Source organism: Paenibacillus sp. FSL F4-0087, assembly GCF_038020215.1.
Taxonomy (GTDB): Bacteria; Bacillota; Bacilli; order Paenibacillales; family Paenibacillaceae; genus Paenibacillus; species Paenibacillus taichungensis.
The window spans coordinates 4,744,955-4,758,509 of record NZ_JBBODJ010000001.1 but is presented as its reverse complement, the minus strand read 5'-3'; the positions used below and the strand labels follow the sequence as shown (position 1 = coordinate 4,758,509).

The following is a 13,555-nucleotide window of genomic DNA, read 5'->3' as shown; positions in this document are numbered from 1 at the left end:
TCCATCAAATGCTAACTTATATAGTTTATTTTATTGTTATTAGGCTTTTGAAGCCATTTTACGTTGTTTCTCTGCACGCTCACGCTCGGATTTATTCAGGATCTTCTTACGAAGACGAATAGATTTCGGTGTAATCTCACAATATTCATCTTCATTCAGATATTCAAGCGCCTGTTCCAACGAGAAGATAATCGGAGTTTTAATTTTAACCGTATCATCTTTACCAGAAGAACGAACGTTAGTCAGTTGTTTTTCTTTGCAGATGTTAACAACGATATCATTGTCACGTGTATGTTCACCAACAATCATACCTTCGTAGATTTCAGTACCCGGCTCCAAGAAGAGCGTACCGCGATCCTCAACGCCCATCATGCCATAGAACGTAGATGTACCAGTTTCAGTTGAGATCAGCACGCCTTGGTGACGTCCACCTACTTGACCGGATACTACTGGAGCGTAGCTGTCAAATGCATGGTTCATTACACCGTAACCACGAGTCAATGTCAGGAAGTTGGTGCTATATCCGATCAAACCACGTGCTGGAATCAGGAACTCCAGACGAACTTGACCACTACCTGTGTTGACCATGTTAACCATCTCTGCTTTACGTGCGCCCAGGCTCTCCATTACGGAACCCATGCTTTCTTCAGGGATATCAATCAACAAGCGCTCTAGAGGTTCCATTTTCTTACCGTCAACTTCTTTAACGATAACTTCTGGTTTGGATACTTGAAGCTCATATCCTTCACGACGCATATTTTCAATCAGGATACCTAAGTGAAGCTCACCACGTCCAGAAACGACAAATGCATCCGGGCTATCCGTTTCGTCAACTCGAAGGGAAACGTCTGTTTCCAATTCTTTTAACAAACGCTCACGAAGTTTACGGGAAGTTACCCATTTACCTTCACGACCTGCGAATGGACTGTTGTTCACGAGGAACGTCATTTGCAGTGTAGGCTCATCAATTTTCAAAACTGGAAGTGCTTCAGGATTGTTTGGATCAGCGATGGTTTCACCAATGTTGATGTCCTTGATTCCTGCAATCGCAACGATGTCACCTGCTCCTGCTTCTTCCGTCTCAATACGTTTGAGACCCTGGAAACCGAACAGTTTCTCGATACGTGCAGTTTTGCTCTTACCATCACGCATAATAACCGTTACCGATTGTCCTTGACGGATCACACCGCGGTTAACACGACCAATGGCAATACGGCCAAGGTATTCATTGTAGTCCATCAAAGTAACGAGGAATTGAAGTGGTTCTTCAACATTTTCGGTAGGGTGTGGGATGTGACTAACGATGGTATTGTAGATCGCCATCATGTTGTCATCCTGTTTAGCAGGATCACTTTCCATGCTGGATGTTCCGTTCAATGCGGAAGCATATACAACAGGGAATTCAAGTTGTTGATCGTTGGCACCCAGTTCAATGAACAGGTCCAATACTTCATCAATTACCTCAGCCGGACGAGCCGCTGGACGGTCAATTTTGTTTACAACAACGATAGGTGTAAGGTTGTGCTCCAGTGCTTTACGCAATACAAATTTCGTTTGCGGCATACATCCTTCGTAAGCATCAACAACGAGCAATACGCCGTCAACCATTTTCATGATACGTTCCACTTCACCACCGAAGTCGGCGTGTCCTGGTGTATCCACAATATTGATCAGGTAATCTTTATAGGTAATAGCTGTGTTTTTGGCCAGAATCGTAATACCGCGTTCACGCTCCAAATCGTTGGAGTCCATTGCGCGCTCCTGTACCGTTTCGTGATCACGGAAAGTACCGGATTGCTGGAGCAACTTGTCGACGAGCGTTGTTTTCCCGTGGTCGACGTGGGCAATAATCGCAATATTGCGAATGTGTTCTCTTGAATGCATGGTTTGTATCCATATCCTTTCCAATTTCAATTCTTATCTACTAAACTTCCCGCAAATTCGCAGGTTACTCACCCAAAATAAGCGTCGGTGATATCCCGACGCATGCCTATATCCCTTATATTATAGTTGATCATAGGTAAAAATCAAGATATTTCGCTTGAAAGACCGCTGGGAATGTTACCAGCCTCTCCCTTGGCGTCCTCGACCAAACAGCAACCACATCCCGCCTACAATTAAAATTACTGCCAGAACGTAGATAATACCGGTGTGAAGCAGTGTAAATCCAAATAAAATAATTGAAAGGATACCCACGCCCAATGCAACCGGAAGTACCATTGCAGGTCTTCGATGATCAGCCAGTGCATATTCAAGCAAACCAACGGCAATTCCAAGCAAAAAAGCAGGCCACAGGTTGCTCATTAATCCGCTGCCCCATGTATTGGTGATTCCGAACAACAGACCATAGACGGTTAATGTTCCTGCTGGAACGAGTGACCATGATGGCGTGAGCCTTGCATAATATAATGCATGAAGAGCAATACCAGGCAACAAGATGAGCAAAGGCCAGAAGTGCCGTCCAATAAAGCCAAACACACCAAGTTTCCCGAGTAAAATTATTAAACCTGCAATAAAAATAAATATTCCGATTGCTTTTTCATTTCTCATCCTCATCTACAATCACCTCTTATAACATTTGGCTATGTACCCCGTAAGCTAAACTATAAACTTTCCATGATGACTGAATGTTCCCAGCCTTCTTCTAGTGTAGCCGATGTGTATACAAAAAACTACACTTTATGTCGTACTTCGCCTCTCTCCATTATCCTGTATTACCCTAAAATGATCGGTCTATGACTTATTCAAGTTCACCCATTTCTTCTGAACAAATAAATACAGCAAAAAACTGCCCTTTACGGGCAGTTCGCCAGAAAATTCACATTTCCATTTGCTCAAATCAACTTACACGTTTCGACGAACGAACTTGTGTGCTCCTCCAATGGCGATTACAAGACAAGCCATAGCTACAGGAAGCAGTGTATGCGCCTCAGCTGCCAATCCACCGAGCCACTGTCCCAGCTTCGGATCATTCATCACCATCTCACCTGCTGTGAAGGCCAGAATACCTGAACCGGCAAATACCAGAATCGGAAACCGCTTCAACAAACCGACAATTAATCCGCTGCCCCACACCACAATCGGAATACTTATGGCAATCCCGATGACTGTGAGCGCCAAGTCCCCATCCGCGAGAGCAGCAATCGCGAGAACATTATCCAGACTCATGACAAAGTCAGCAATCAAAATGGTTTGGATCGCTTTCCAGGTCGTGGACGCCTTACGAATATGTACTTCATCTTCATTCTGAAGCAGCAGCTTGACAGCAATCCAGAGCAACAGCAAACCGCCGGCAGCCTGAATAAAAGGAATACCCAACAGCAGTACGGCTGCAAAGGTTAACAAACAGCGCAAAACTACAGCGCCGAAAGCCCCCCACCATACCGCCTGCTTGCGCTGTCTCACCGGCAAATCCTTGCTTGCAAGCGCAATAACAACCGCATTATCTCCACTCAGAACCAGATTGATCATTAATATTTCGGTCAACAGCCATAGCGTATCCATGCTTCTCCCCCCCACTCTAACTTGTATGTCAAAGTTGTCCATGCTATTCTTAAACGTTGAACAAGCTTTCTCAGGTTTGGATATATAGAAGGAGTGACATCGTATGGAGCTGTTTAGCCCCGCTTTTTGGCTAGCGTTGTTGAACGTTGTATTTATTGATCTAATTCTGGCTGGCGATAATGCCATCGTGATTGGTCTCGCAGCTCGAAATTTGCACCCTTCTGTGCAGAAAAGGGCGATTCTTTACGGAACAGGCGGCGCACTTTTAATTCGTATTGTAGCCACTGTGATTGTGCTCTGGCTGCTTAAAGTGCCTTGGCTGCTTCTTGTTGGGGGATTACTCCTGATCTGGATTGCGTACAAGCTATTGGCAGATCAAGGGGAAGAGCATTCGGATATCAAGGCTGGCAGTTCTCTCTGGGTAGCCGTGCGAACCATTGTCATTGCTGACGCTGCCATGGGACTGGATAACGTCATCGCCGTTGCTGGTGCAGCACAACAGCATTTGGTACTGGTTATACTCGGACTGCTGATCAGTGTACCTATTATCGTGTGGGGCAGTACGTTGTTTATCAAATTAATTAACCGTTTCCCTTGGATTATTTATCTTGGAGCCATCGTGCTGGGATATACGGCTTCCAATATGATCACAGAGGAACACCGCCTTGTTCCTTTCTTCACTGAGCATCCTGCACTTAGAATCTTATTTATCGTCCTCGTCACTGCTGGTGTCGTGTTTGCAGGATATCGTAAACGTGCAAGCAGCAATAAACCAGGTGGAGAGCGGCAGCATTCGTATTCCTAAGCTTTAAATAAGTGAAATTCCCATCAGCCACAACCATAAAAAGGACTGACCGATAATACATCGGTCAGTCCTTTTTCTTCATGCAGATAACATAGTGCTTATTATGTCATTCAATCCAGAATGAGGTTCCTCAAAACCACTCTTCTTTCATGTCATTAACTTCATCCTGTTGATTGGTTATCATAAAGTTTTCACCTGCATGCAGCGTAATTGTTTCTGTCTTCTCCACCGCCTGCTCCACCCATTCCGGTAGCTGACTCATAGTCGCTTCGATTTTGTCCACAATGCGAAGATTCGGGTTCGTTGTTGGGGATTTCGGTACAAAAAGAGTACAACAATCCTCATATGGCAAAATCGATATATCATACGTTCCGATCTGTTTGGACAGAGTAATAATCTCCTGCTTGTCCATCATGACAAGTGGTCGCAGCAACGGCAGATCCGTCGCACGTCCAATGACATTCATACTTGGCAGGGTCTGGCTTGCTACCTGACCCAGACTATCTCCGGTAATCAGTGCAAGCGCACGTTCACGTTCAGCTAGCTTGGTTGCAATACGTAACATGGAGCGGCGCATCAGTGTGATGATCAAGTTATCCTGTCCCAGTTGGGTAAAGGCTGTTTGAATTTCCGTAAAAGGAACCAGATGCAGCTTAATTGTGCCTGCATGATCAGCAAGTGCACGCGCCAAATCAATGACCTTTTCTTTGGCACGCTGGCTCGTGAACGGATAACTGTAAAAATGTACACATTCCACTTCCAGGCCTCTACGCATCGAAGACCATGCAGCTACAGGGCTGTCTATGCCACCCGATAGTAATAGCATCGCTTTTCCATTTGTACCCAAGGGAAATCCACCTACGGCCGGAATGACTTCACTGAAGATATACGTGCCCTGATCCCTGATTTCCACACGTAGTTCAATGTCAGGTTGACGCACGTCTACACTTAACTGCTGGAATTTCCGAAGAATCGGAGAACCCACTAGATGGTTCATTTCATGCGAAGAGTTGGGGAACTCTTTCCATACACGCCGCGCATTAACTTTGAATGTGGTACCGTCTTTGAATTCAGACTCTCTCTCATCCATAAAAGCAACGGCAGTCTCCACGATTTGATCAGTTTCAGATGGAGTCACTTTAACGGGACTGATCGACGTAACGCCGAATACTCGTTTCAGCACAGCAATCAGTTCTGTATGAGATTCACCACCCAGATCAACATACAACCGTCCAAACTCCTTCCGCAGACTTGCACCTGGGTAAGGTTTGAGCAGAGAACGTACCTGGGTGATGATTGTTTTTTCGAACCGGGCACGGTTTTTTCCTTTTAACATAAACTCTCCGAAGCGGAGAAGCAGCATATCATATTTCATCTAAAATCACATCCGCCTTTCCAACGGGCGCAGCTGCGCCACCATCTGATGTAAAGCCTGCTCCAGCAGTGCCACATCTTCTTCTGTATGTTCATCTCCAAGACTAATACGCAATCCACCAGCAGCACAAGCATTATCCCTGCCCATAGCAAGCAATACCCTGCTGGGTTCAGCCGATCGCGAAGAGCAAGCAGATTGTGTAGAAACAGTTACTCCAAGTTGTTCAAGGGTATGCAGCGCCACTTCTGCCTTCATTCCAGGATAGGAAAAATGAACAATGTGCGGAGCACCCTCTTTACGACTATTTAACACAAGTCCGGGAATCGTATCTATGACCTCCATAATACGATTTCGCAAAATCGTTGTACGTTGTGCAAAGTCAGCCTGACGTTCCGCAGCGAGACGCATCGCCTTCGCCATACCCACAAGCAAAGGTACGTTTTCAGTTCCCGCTCTCAGTCCCTGTTCTTGAGAACCCCCTGACAATAAAGGGGTAAGCTCCACTCCACTTCGTACGTAGAGAAGTCCAGCTCCTTTGGGACCACGAATCTTGTGAGCAGACAAGCTGTACAAATCTGCGCCCCATGCCGCAGGTTTAGCCTCTATCTTGCCAAAACCCTGCACGCCATCTACATGAAAAAGCACCCTTGGTGCTTCCTTCTTCAGTCGTGCACCAATTTCAGCAATTGGATGTATCGCTCCTGTTTCATTGTTCACATGCATCAGACTCACAAGCACCGTATCCGATCGTATAGCATCCATTACCTGCTGGGCGCTAACCAGACCATTGGAATCCACGGGAAGCCAAGTGACCTCCCAGCCCCACTGCTGTAGCTGCACAAAACTCTCGTATACTGAAGCATGTTCCGTTGCAGTTGTAATGATGTGTTTGCCCCGAGACTGGTAATGTAATGCCGCCCCTTTAATAGCAAGATTGTTGCTCTCAGTTGCGCCTGAGGTAAATACGATTTCTTCTGGTTTCACATCAATGGCGGCGGCACAACCAGATCGCGCTCGGCGCAACAGTTGATGGGCTCGCTCACCATATCCATGTATTGAAGACGGATTCCCATATTGGGCCTCCATAATCTCGGCCATTGTACGAACGACATCCGGATGAGGAGGCGTTGTTGCCGCATAATCAAAATATTTCAAATGAGGTTCCCCTCCTTGTCTGTTCGTTGTGGAATCTACAGTGAGCATTGTAACACGATCCCCGCTCAACACAAAAAGACCAAACAGGAACTAAGCACATTTAAGGCTGCTGTTCCCGCGTTTGATCTCTTCCTGGACGTACTGTTGTGTTGCCATTTCTGTCGTTTATACCATTTATACCGTATATTTCGACTGTGCTTTCTCCACTTTGGAAATATAAGCCTGTGTTTCCGAAGGGAGGCGGTTAAGTACACTCATCAGTTCAGCGTCACTCGATACACCCAGACTCGAAACCCGTCCCGGGCCGGCATTATAAGCAGCAAGTGCCATCTTCACCTCGCCACCAAAACGCTGAAGCTGGAGAGATAGGTATTTGGTTCCACCATCTATATTTTGAGCGGGATCGTAAGCGTTACTTACTCCCAACCCTGCTGCCGTACCATCCATCAACTGCATTAGTCCTTTGGCACCTGCGGAAGACACAACATTCGGATTGAAACCGGATTCAGTGTCAATGACCGCCTTGATCAATGATTCAGGCACCCCATATTTGGCGCTCGCCGAAGCAATCAAAGATTCAAAATCAGTAGGAACAGATGCACTCGAATCCCCTGTTCCAGTATTTAACAGGGAAGATAAAGAAACCACATTACTGTTCGAGGAAGAAACAGAACTTGTGTCTGGGTTATACATACTGCCCAGTTGCAGCCACAACAGACCGTCACTGGATCGTTTGGAGATCGCAGCAGAATTCACGTCTTCGCCAACGGTACCAGTATTGTTCAAAGTATTTGAATTCGTCCCGAGCAGCCCGTCCATCATACTGGCAAAATCCACTGTTGAAGCGGAGTTTCCGTCTGATGCATTTGTTTCGTTGAGACTATTGGACAATTGCAGTTCCAGCAACTGCCGCGACGCGCGCGGATCAATCTGCATGAGTTATATTCACTCCCGTATAATGTAAACGTAGATTATGACTTTATTCTACATTATTTTACAGAGAGGTTCCATTGTTTTCAAAAAAATAGACCGATCATACAACTTTATTTCGCACATGCGAAAAAACCTTCTGCAATCCCCATTTAATTAAGGTGGGAGCAGAAGGCTGCAAATAATAAGCTCATATCCTGTTTGGTTAAGCACTTGTGTATTGATTGTTACATCATGTTTGTGCTTTATTAACGGGCGAATGGAATCATGAAGAAATAGCTGAGTGTTGCCACTGCGCCAAGTCCGATGGACCACGCACCCGCCGTTTTCCGGCCATTGACGTAAGCGTAGTAACCAAGTACCGCTGCAGCTGGACCAAGGACAATGGACCACATAAATAAGGATGCGATACCAAAGGCCAGACCCATATATCCGGAGATTCGGCCAGTAGATTTCATAACACCGTCTTCATCTTCACGCTTCACAGGGGTATGATCTGTTCTTTCCGTAGGTTCTGTTCGAATAGAACCTGTTGGGGGCGCTACCTCTGCGCCATACTCTTCTCTGTGGCTACGTCTTGGATAGTCTACACGCTGACGCTGCTTTTCATCTAACGGAGTCGTTTTTGGACGTTGGAACGATTGATCATCTCTACGGTCATTATTCATTGCAAAGCACCTCCATATAAATGGGAATGACTGCTCATTTCGGTTTGAATGTGTGACAGCAAGTCGCAGATGAAGTACGGGCATGATCGTGATGATCGGAATCAAAAGTCTCTCCTGCAAATTCCTCATGTAAGCGACGGGTGGCATGTTGGTCGATGTCAATCATGATGGCATCAGCCTGGCAGAAATTGTTTTCTCCCCAGAAGTGGCAGTTAGCAACACTGCATTTGACGATCGGCTTCTCTTGGCTCATTTTTATCACCTCGACATCTATTGTCTCCGCACCGCAAATCGGCTATTCTCCAACGAAATGCCAGATGATGACATGATCCATGCCAGTTGAAGATAACGCAAAAAAACCGCCACAAGGGCGGTTTTGTCCAATTCGTATATAAGTTGAAAATGTAATTACGCGTGATTGCGTTGGTTTTGCATGCGACGCTGCGTTAGGTAGTCACTTTCATAAAAAGCCAAATCATCGCGCAGTTCTTCGTACGTTTTGGATATCTCAAGAATGACATCACGTACTGCTCGAATTGGCTTATCACGGAAACGGATTGCATCCTGACCAGTGTAAGCGTATCTTCCATCTTCGGAGTAACATTCATTTTTAGGATAGAAAAAGCTGTTTATGCTTTGATGATATGTGTTATAGAGAGCCTTTTCGGCAAAATCGACATCAAAATTGGCACGACGCAGCACAACGCCAAGTTTTTCGTAAGAAACTTCAGAAAAAACGAGCAAATGACGGAGATCCGAAAGAAATCCTTTGTAGAAGGCTGATGATTCCTCCGTCTGATTCTGATCCAGTTCAGGCAAGGCATTTTCATTCAAAAATTTTTCGATCCGATCGATAGCCGGTTTTAACTTTTCCCTAGTTGACTCACATGTTTTCTGTACATTGGCTGCTGACATAAAGGTAGCTCCCCCTTAAATAAGTCCTTACATATAGATCGGCCAACGGGAGGTTCTCCCCTGACCTTGAATTCTCAGGTACTATCCTACCATAAAAAGTTGACGAGCGGTATCCCTTAATCAGGCTTTCCCTTTCTGTTCCTGAACATGCCCATTACACACAGCTCACCTGATGTTCACCTGCATAAAAATAACCGCTTTTCCTAACGATAGATATATCCAGTGACAACGATGAAATCAGAGCACTGTAAGATGATTGTCAAAATAAACGAGGAGGTTCCATCCTTATGTCCAGACCGAAATGGGTTAACTGGGCCATTGCCGCGGGTGCGGGCGCACTTGCCTTGACGCTTTTGCTTCCAACATCCAATCGCCCTGTTCCTGCTCCAAGTGCCATGCCCGATTCTCCACACGAGGAACATGCGAGCAAACAACGTCTTAAAGTCCAGGATGTAAAGTCAACCGATCTGCTCACCCGTGCAGATGCCAAACAGCACCTCAGCATCATGCTTGAGAAGACCTCCAAAATGAATGATGTGCAAATAAGTCAATACGTTAAAGAGCTACAACAAACACATGATCATATACGGTCTATTGATGTAATGAATACCAAGGGATCACGCAGTCGGCACTTTGACAAAACAGCAGCAAAAGGAAGTAAAATGGAACAGCAAAAGCTGGAACATTCTCTCGCCCTAGCCAAGAAAGCAGTGAGCAAACGTCAAAGCTTCGAGTCTTCTTCCTTTCCTCTGGGCAAGGAAAAGTTTTTTGTTATGGCGCAGCCCTCCAAGGATGGAGAACGTGCCGTCATCGCTCTCTTTAGCCAAAATGTACTGAATGCCGTGGAACAGCATCAGCGCAAAAATTTGCGCATGATTCCTTATCCGCGTGAAGGTAAATTCAAAATCGAGTCTGTGCACCCCGACACCCTTAAAGAAATCACTGTAAAAACAGGACATGATAATGCCAATGCCAGCCATTTTTACGAAAATGAAATCGTCATTCGGTTCCGTCAGGATCCAGGTGAACGGGATATGCGCATGATTAAATCTGACCTGCGGACGCAATCGGCTCGCAAGCTGGGATACACGTATGTTTTTCGGTCGGAACATATGAATTATGAACAATTACATGCTTATTTCGAACGTAAATGGAATCCGCTATATATGGAACCCCACTACATGTATTTAACCAATGAGACCGTTCCTGAACAAAAAGATGTAACCGTGCCCAATGATATTTTGTTTTCCGATTACCAATGGAACTTGCCCGCCATTGAGACTAACCGCGGCTGGAATATTACGAAGGGCAACAAAGATGTTATCGTTGCGGTGGTAGACACCGGCGTTGATCTGACTCATCCCGATCTGAAGGGTAAGCTGCTGAAAGGTTATAACGTTGTCGATCCGGCGAGCCAACCGCTTGATGACGTAGGCCATGGTACACATGTAGCAGGCATCATCGGCGCTGTTGTGAATAACAACGAAGGTGTAGCAGGCATGAGTTGGTATAACAAGGTACTGCCTGTTAAAGTGCTGGACAATTCGGGTTCAGGCACAACCTATGCTGTGGCCGAAGGTATCATTTGGGCTGCTGACCATGGAGCCAAGGTCATTAACATGAGTCTGGGTAACTACGCCGATGCCCAATTTCTTCATGATGCTATCAAATACGCTTTTGATCGCGACATCGTATTAATTGCAGCGACCGGTAACGACAATACGGAACGACCAGGATATCCCGCCGCTTATCCGGAAGTATTTGCAGTATCTGCTACGGATCCGGACATGAACAAAGCTTCCTATTCCAACTACGGGGATTACGTCGATGTGACGGCTCCAGGGTCCAGCATTGCAAGTACGTATCCGAACAACCAATATGCAGCCTTGTCCGGAACGTCGATGGCCAGCCCCCATGTAGCGGCACTTGCAGGCTTGATTCGCTCACTCAACCCTGATCTGACCAATACAGAAGTCATGGATCTCATGCGTCAAAGCGTCATAGATCTGGGAGACCCAGGTCATGACAAGTATTTCGGTTATGGTCAAATCGATGTGTTTAAAGCATTGGAGGCGGCCTCTGGCAACAGTGCCCCACTTCAATTTTGGCCGCAACATGTGAGACAGCAAATGGACAATACAATGAAAAAGTACATCAAACAATAACCGCTCACTGGATATAAAAAAACAAAAGCAGCTGCGCCCCGGGGCGTATGCTGCTCTTTGGTATGTTCACCTATTTCCCCGGGGCACCCGCTGCACTAGCGTTTGCGAGAAGTTGTGCGGGATTTGCTTGATTTTTTCACGGATTTTTTCTTACCGTTGTGGCTTGAAACATAACAAGGATCTTCTTCTTTGACTACGACAGGATACATGTGATGATGGATTGGCACACAGTGATGTTTTTTGATGACTTCGATCGGGTGAATTACGGGTACGATTTGTGGGATGTAGTAATCTTCAACAACCTGGATTGGGTCACATACAATCGGACAAAGCGGTGGACAGAAATGGTTCATTTCAAACCAACTCCCTTTCAAGTGATACTATAACGTATTGCACTGGGTCCAATGTGGATTGGATGTATGTCCGTGTTCCGAAAAATTATATAAGCGGGAGCCTGTCCGCCGTTGCCCCACCCTGTTGCGGTGTAATGTTATTAATGACCATACATAATACCCGCAGCCCTTCGCATAACAGCTCCTGATTCGTAACCGTGAAGCAAATCCGTAGACTCGCCGTATCCGTTTCCCCCACATAACAAGCAGAGCCTGGCAAAAAAGAAACACCTGCGGCAAGTGACTGGCGGTGCAGCTCACGCATATCCAAACCATCTGGCAATTGCAGCCACAAGTTTAGTCCTCCATCAGGCAAAGTCCAGTACATCCCGGGAGAACCATGTTCCTCCAGTACCGCTGATGCGGCCAGCAGCCGGGAGTATAACTCATTTCTCAATCGCGCTGTATACGCACTGTATTGATGCTGTATAAACGATTGCAACGCCTTTTGTGTTAGCAACGGACTTCCGAGATCCGCAGTGGATTTGGCAGCAACAAGTCGGGTGAGCACACTTCCGTCTGCAACCGCACACGCCACACGACAGCCGGGAGACAATACTTTGCTGAAGCTTTTGATATATATCACATGACCCGTCCCATCCATCGATTTAATGGAAGCAGGGGGAGGATCACGAAAATACAGGTCGGCGAACGGATCATCCTCCAAGATGAGACAATGATAACTTTGAGCAAGGTTAAGCAGTTGCGCACGCCGTTTGGCACTCATCGTAATGCCTGTAGGGTTGTGAAACGTAGGAATGGTGTATATCAACTTGGGCGGGTATGTATCACACAATCGGGTTAACAAATCAATACGCATACCATCGTCATCCATCGGCACCGTAATAATCTTCGCTCCTCTGCTTGTGAACACATCAATGGCTCCCGTATAGCTCGGTGCTTCCATGTAAACAACATCACCAGGACCAACAAACGTACGCGCGACAAGATCGATTCCCTGCTGGGTACCGCTCGTAATCAGCATCCGTTCAGGCATTACCCGCAAACCTCTTTCTGAAAAATGCCCGGAAAACGTCTGACGAAGTTCCCGGTCCCCCTGAAAGGACCCATAGGCTGCCATGCGCTCTGGATGATTCGAGGAAAGCCGGTATGCACTGTCGATGATCTCTCGTGTTGGCAACAATTCAGGCTGAATTGCCGACATATGCAGCTCATATCTAACTTGGGGAGATGCATCAAAATGTCTCCAGAGCTGAGCTCTGGGCAGGTAATCCACAAGAGCCATCTGCCAGTTCCAAGGTGTGCTGGATTCATTCTTTGCATGAGTACGGTGAGTTCTTTCCATATCCTCCGTTTTCTCCAGCTCTTGCGCGCCCCGGACATAACATCCCTTCCCCTGGGAACATGTAATCAGCTGTATGGCTTCGAGCTCGGCATAAGCTTTGGACACGGTGACCAAGCTGACGCCCAGATCAGTCGTCATTTTACGAACCGACGGCAGACGGGTTCCAGGCTCGATTAGTCCAGACCTTATTCGGTCAGCAAGTGTAAGGGCAATCTGAACATACAATTTGGTGCTGCTTCCCCGTTTCAATTCAATATGCACACATGCACCCTCCCAACTGTTATGATCAGCATTTTACTGTTATACTGCATTCCGTCTAATATAGTTTATAATATCAGTA

At 46.3% G+C, this 13,555-nt stretch carries 13 protein-coding genes; 2 read left to right on the top strand and 11 right to left on the bottom strand.

Features of this window, described 5'->3' with window-relative positions; genetic code table 11:
- Positions 1-39 precede the first annotated feature (39 nt).
- From typA to MHB84_RS21825, 3 genes are all read right to left on the bottom strand, one after another.
- Positions 40-1,884, bottom strand: a complete 1,845-nt coding sequence (gene typA / locus MHB84_RS21835; protein ID WP_076288111.1) for a translational GTPase TypA — start codon at positions 1,882-1,884, stop codon at positions 40-42.
- 177 nt (positions 1,885-2,061) lie between these two features.
- Positions 2,062-2,556 carry a hypothetical protein gene (locus MHB84_RS21830; protein ID WP_076288110.1) on the bottom strand — a complete coding sequence of 165 codons (495 nt, stop codon included), beginning with the start codon at positions 2,554-2,556 and terminating at the stop codon, positions 2,062-2,064.
- A gap of 288 nt (positions 2,557-2,844) precedes the next feature.
- Positions 2,845-3,504, bottom strand: a complete 660-nt coding sequence (locus MHB84_RS21825) for a TerC family protein (protein WP_076288109.1) — start codon at positions 3,502-3,504, stop codon at positions 2,845-2,847.
- Between the two features lie 103 nt (positions 3,505-3,607).
- On the opposite strand from MHB84_RS21825, the gene MHB84_RS21820 reads away from it, so the two are divergent.
- Entirely contained in the window at positions 3,608-4,309 is a 702-nt protein-coding gene (locus MHB84_RS21820; RefSeq protein WP_062326458.1) for a TerC family protein, read from the top strand.
- Positions 4,310-4,439: 130 nt separating this feature from the next.
- Here the strand turns inward: MHB84_RS21820 and thiI are convergent, their stop codons facing one another.
- The 6 genes from thiI to MHB84_RS21790 form a co-directional block, all read right to left on the bottom strand.
- Positions 4,440-5,684, bottom strand: coding sequence for a tRNA uracil 4-sulfurtransferase ThiI (gene thiI / locus MHB84_RS21815; protein ID WP_076288108.1), 1,245 nt, complete (start codon positions 5,682-5,684; stop codon positions 4,440-4,442).
- A gap of 6 nt (positions 5,685-5,690) precedes the next feature.
- On the bottom strand, positions 5,691-6,839 hold the full coding sequence (locus MHB84_RS21810) for a cysteine desulfurase family protein (RefSeq protein WP_076288107.1): 1,149 nt from the start codon (positions 6,837-6,839) through the stop codon (positions 5,691-5,693).
- 174 nt (positions 6,840-7,013) lie between these two features.
- On the bottom strand, positions 7,014-7,775 hold the full coding sequence (locus MHB84_RS21805; RefSeq protein ID WP_076288106.1) for a lytic transglycosylase domain-containing protein: 762 nt from the start codon (positions 7,773-7,775) through the stop codon (positions 7,014-7,016).
- Positions 7,776-8,017: 242 nt separating this feature from the next.
- On the bottom strand, positions 8,018-8,437 hold the full coding sequence (locus MHB84_RS21800) for a hypothetical protein (protein WP_076288105.1): 420 nt from the start codon (positions 8,435-8,437) through the stop codon (positions 8,018-8,020).
- A gap of 34 nt (positions 8,438-8,471) precedes the next feature.
- Positions 8,472-8,690, bottom strand: a complete 219-nt coding sequence (locus MHB84_RS21795) for a DUF1540 domain-containing protein (RefSeq protein WP_064636410.1) — start codon at positions 8,688-8,690, stop codon at positions 8,472-8,474.
- Positions 8,691-8,845: 155 nt separating this feature from the next.
- Positions 8,846-9,352 carry a YpuI family protein gene (locus MHB84_RS21790; protein ID WP_063567014.1) on the bottom strand — a complete coding sequence of 169 codons (507 nt, stop codon included), beginning with the start codon at positions 9,350-9,352 and terminating at the stop codon, positions 8,846-8,848.
- 287 nt (positions 9,353-9,639) lie between these two features.
- On the opposite strand from MHB84_RS21790, the gene MHB84_RS21785 reads away from it, so the two are divergent.
- Positions 9,640-11,517 carry a S8 family peptidase gene (locus tag MHB84_RS21785; protein WP_076288104.1) on the top strand — a complete coding sequence of 626 codons (1,878 nt, stop codon included), beginning with the start codon at positions 9,640-9,642 and terminating at the stop codon, positions 11,515-11,517.
- Between the two features lie 95 nt (positions 11,518-11,612).
- Here the strand turns inward: MHB84_RS21785 and MHB84_RS21780 are convergent, their stop codons facing one another.
- A complete protein-coding gene (locus MHB84_RS21780; RefSeq protein WP_064636406.1) occupies positions 11,613-11,870 on the bottom strand; it encodes a hypothetical protein in 258 nt (85 codons plus the stop codon).
- 85 nt (positions 11,871-11,955) lie between these two features.
- Positions 11,956-13,476 (bottom strand): MocR-like pyridoxine biosynthesis transcription factor PdxR, encoded by a 1,521-nt coding sequence (gene pdxR / locus MHB84_RS21775; RefSeq protein WP_076288103.1) that lies wholly within the window; start codon positions 13,474-13,476, stop codon positions 11,956-11,958.
- Positions 13,477-13,555 lie beyond the last annotated feature (79 nt).

Bases quoted from the DNA above. Each gene is read 5' to 3' on its own strand.
- thiI (WP_076288108.1), bottom strand. From the start codon at position 5,684: ATGAAATATGATATGCTGCTTCTCCGCTTCGGAGAGTTTATGTTAAAA.
- MHB84_RS21820 (WP_062326458.1), top strand. From the start codon at position 3,608: ATGGAGCTGTTTAGCCCCGCTTTTTGGCTAGCGTTGTTGAACGTTGTA.
- MHB84_RS21785 (WP_076288104.1), top strand. From the start codon at position 9,640: ATGTCCAGACCGAAATGGGTTAACTGGGCCATTGCCGCGGGTGCGGGC.
- MHB84_RS21780 (WP_064636406.1), bottom strand. From the start codon at position 11,870: ATGAACCATTTCTGTCCACCGCTTTGTCCGATTGTATGTGACCCAATC.
- MHB84_RS21805 (WP_076288106.1), bottom strand. From the start codon at position 7,775: ATGCAGATTGATCCGCGCGCGTCGCGGCAGTTGCTGGAACTGCAATTG.
- MHB84_RS21795 (WP_064636410.1), bottom strand. From the start codon at position 8,690: ATGAGCCAAGAGAAGCCGATCGTCAAATGCAGTGTTGCTAACTGCCAC.
- MHB84_RS21825 (WP_076288109.1), bottom strand. From the start codon at position 3,504: ATGGATACGCTATGGCTGTTGACCGAAATATTAATGATCAATCTGGTT.
- MHB84_RS21790 (WP_063567014.1), bottom strand. From the start codon at position 9,352: ATGTCAGCAGCCAATGTACAGAAAACATGTGAGTCAACTAGGGAAAAG.
- MHB84_RS21800 (WP_076288105.1), bottom strand. From the start codon at position 8,437: ATGAATAATGACCGTAGAGATGATCAATCGTTCCAACGTCCAAAAACG.
- MHB84_RS21830 (WP_076288110.1), bottom strand. From the start codon at position 2,556: ATGAGGATGAGAAATGAAAAAGCAATCGGAATATTTATTTTTATTGCA.
- typA (WP_076288111.1), bottom strand. From the start codon at position 1,884: ATGCATTCAAGAGAACACATTCGCAATATTGCGATTATTGCCCACGTC.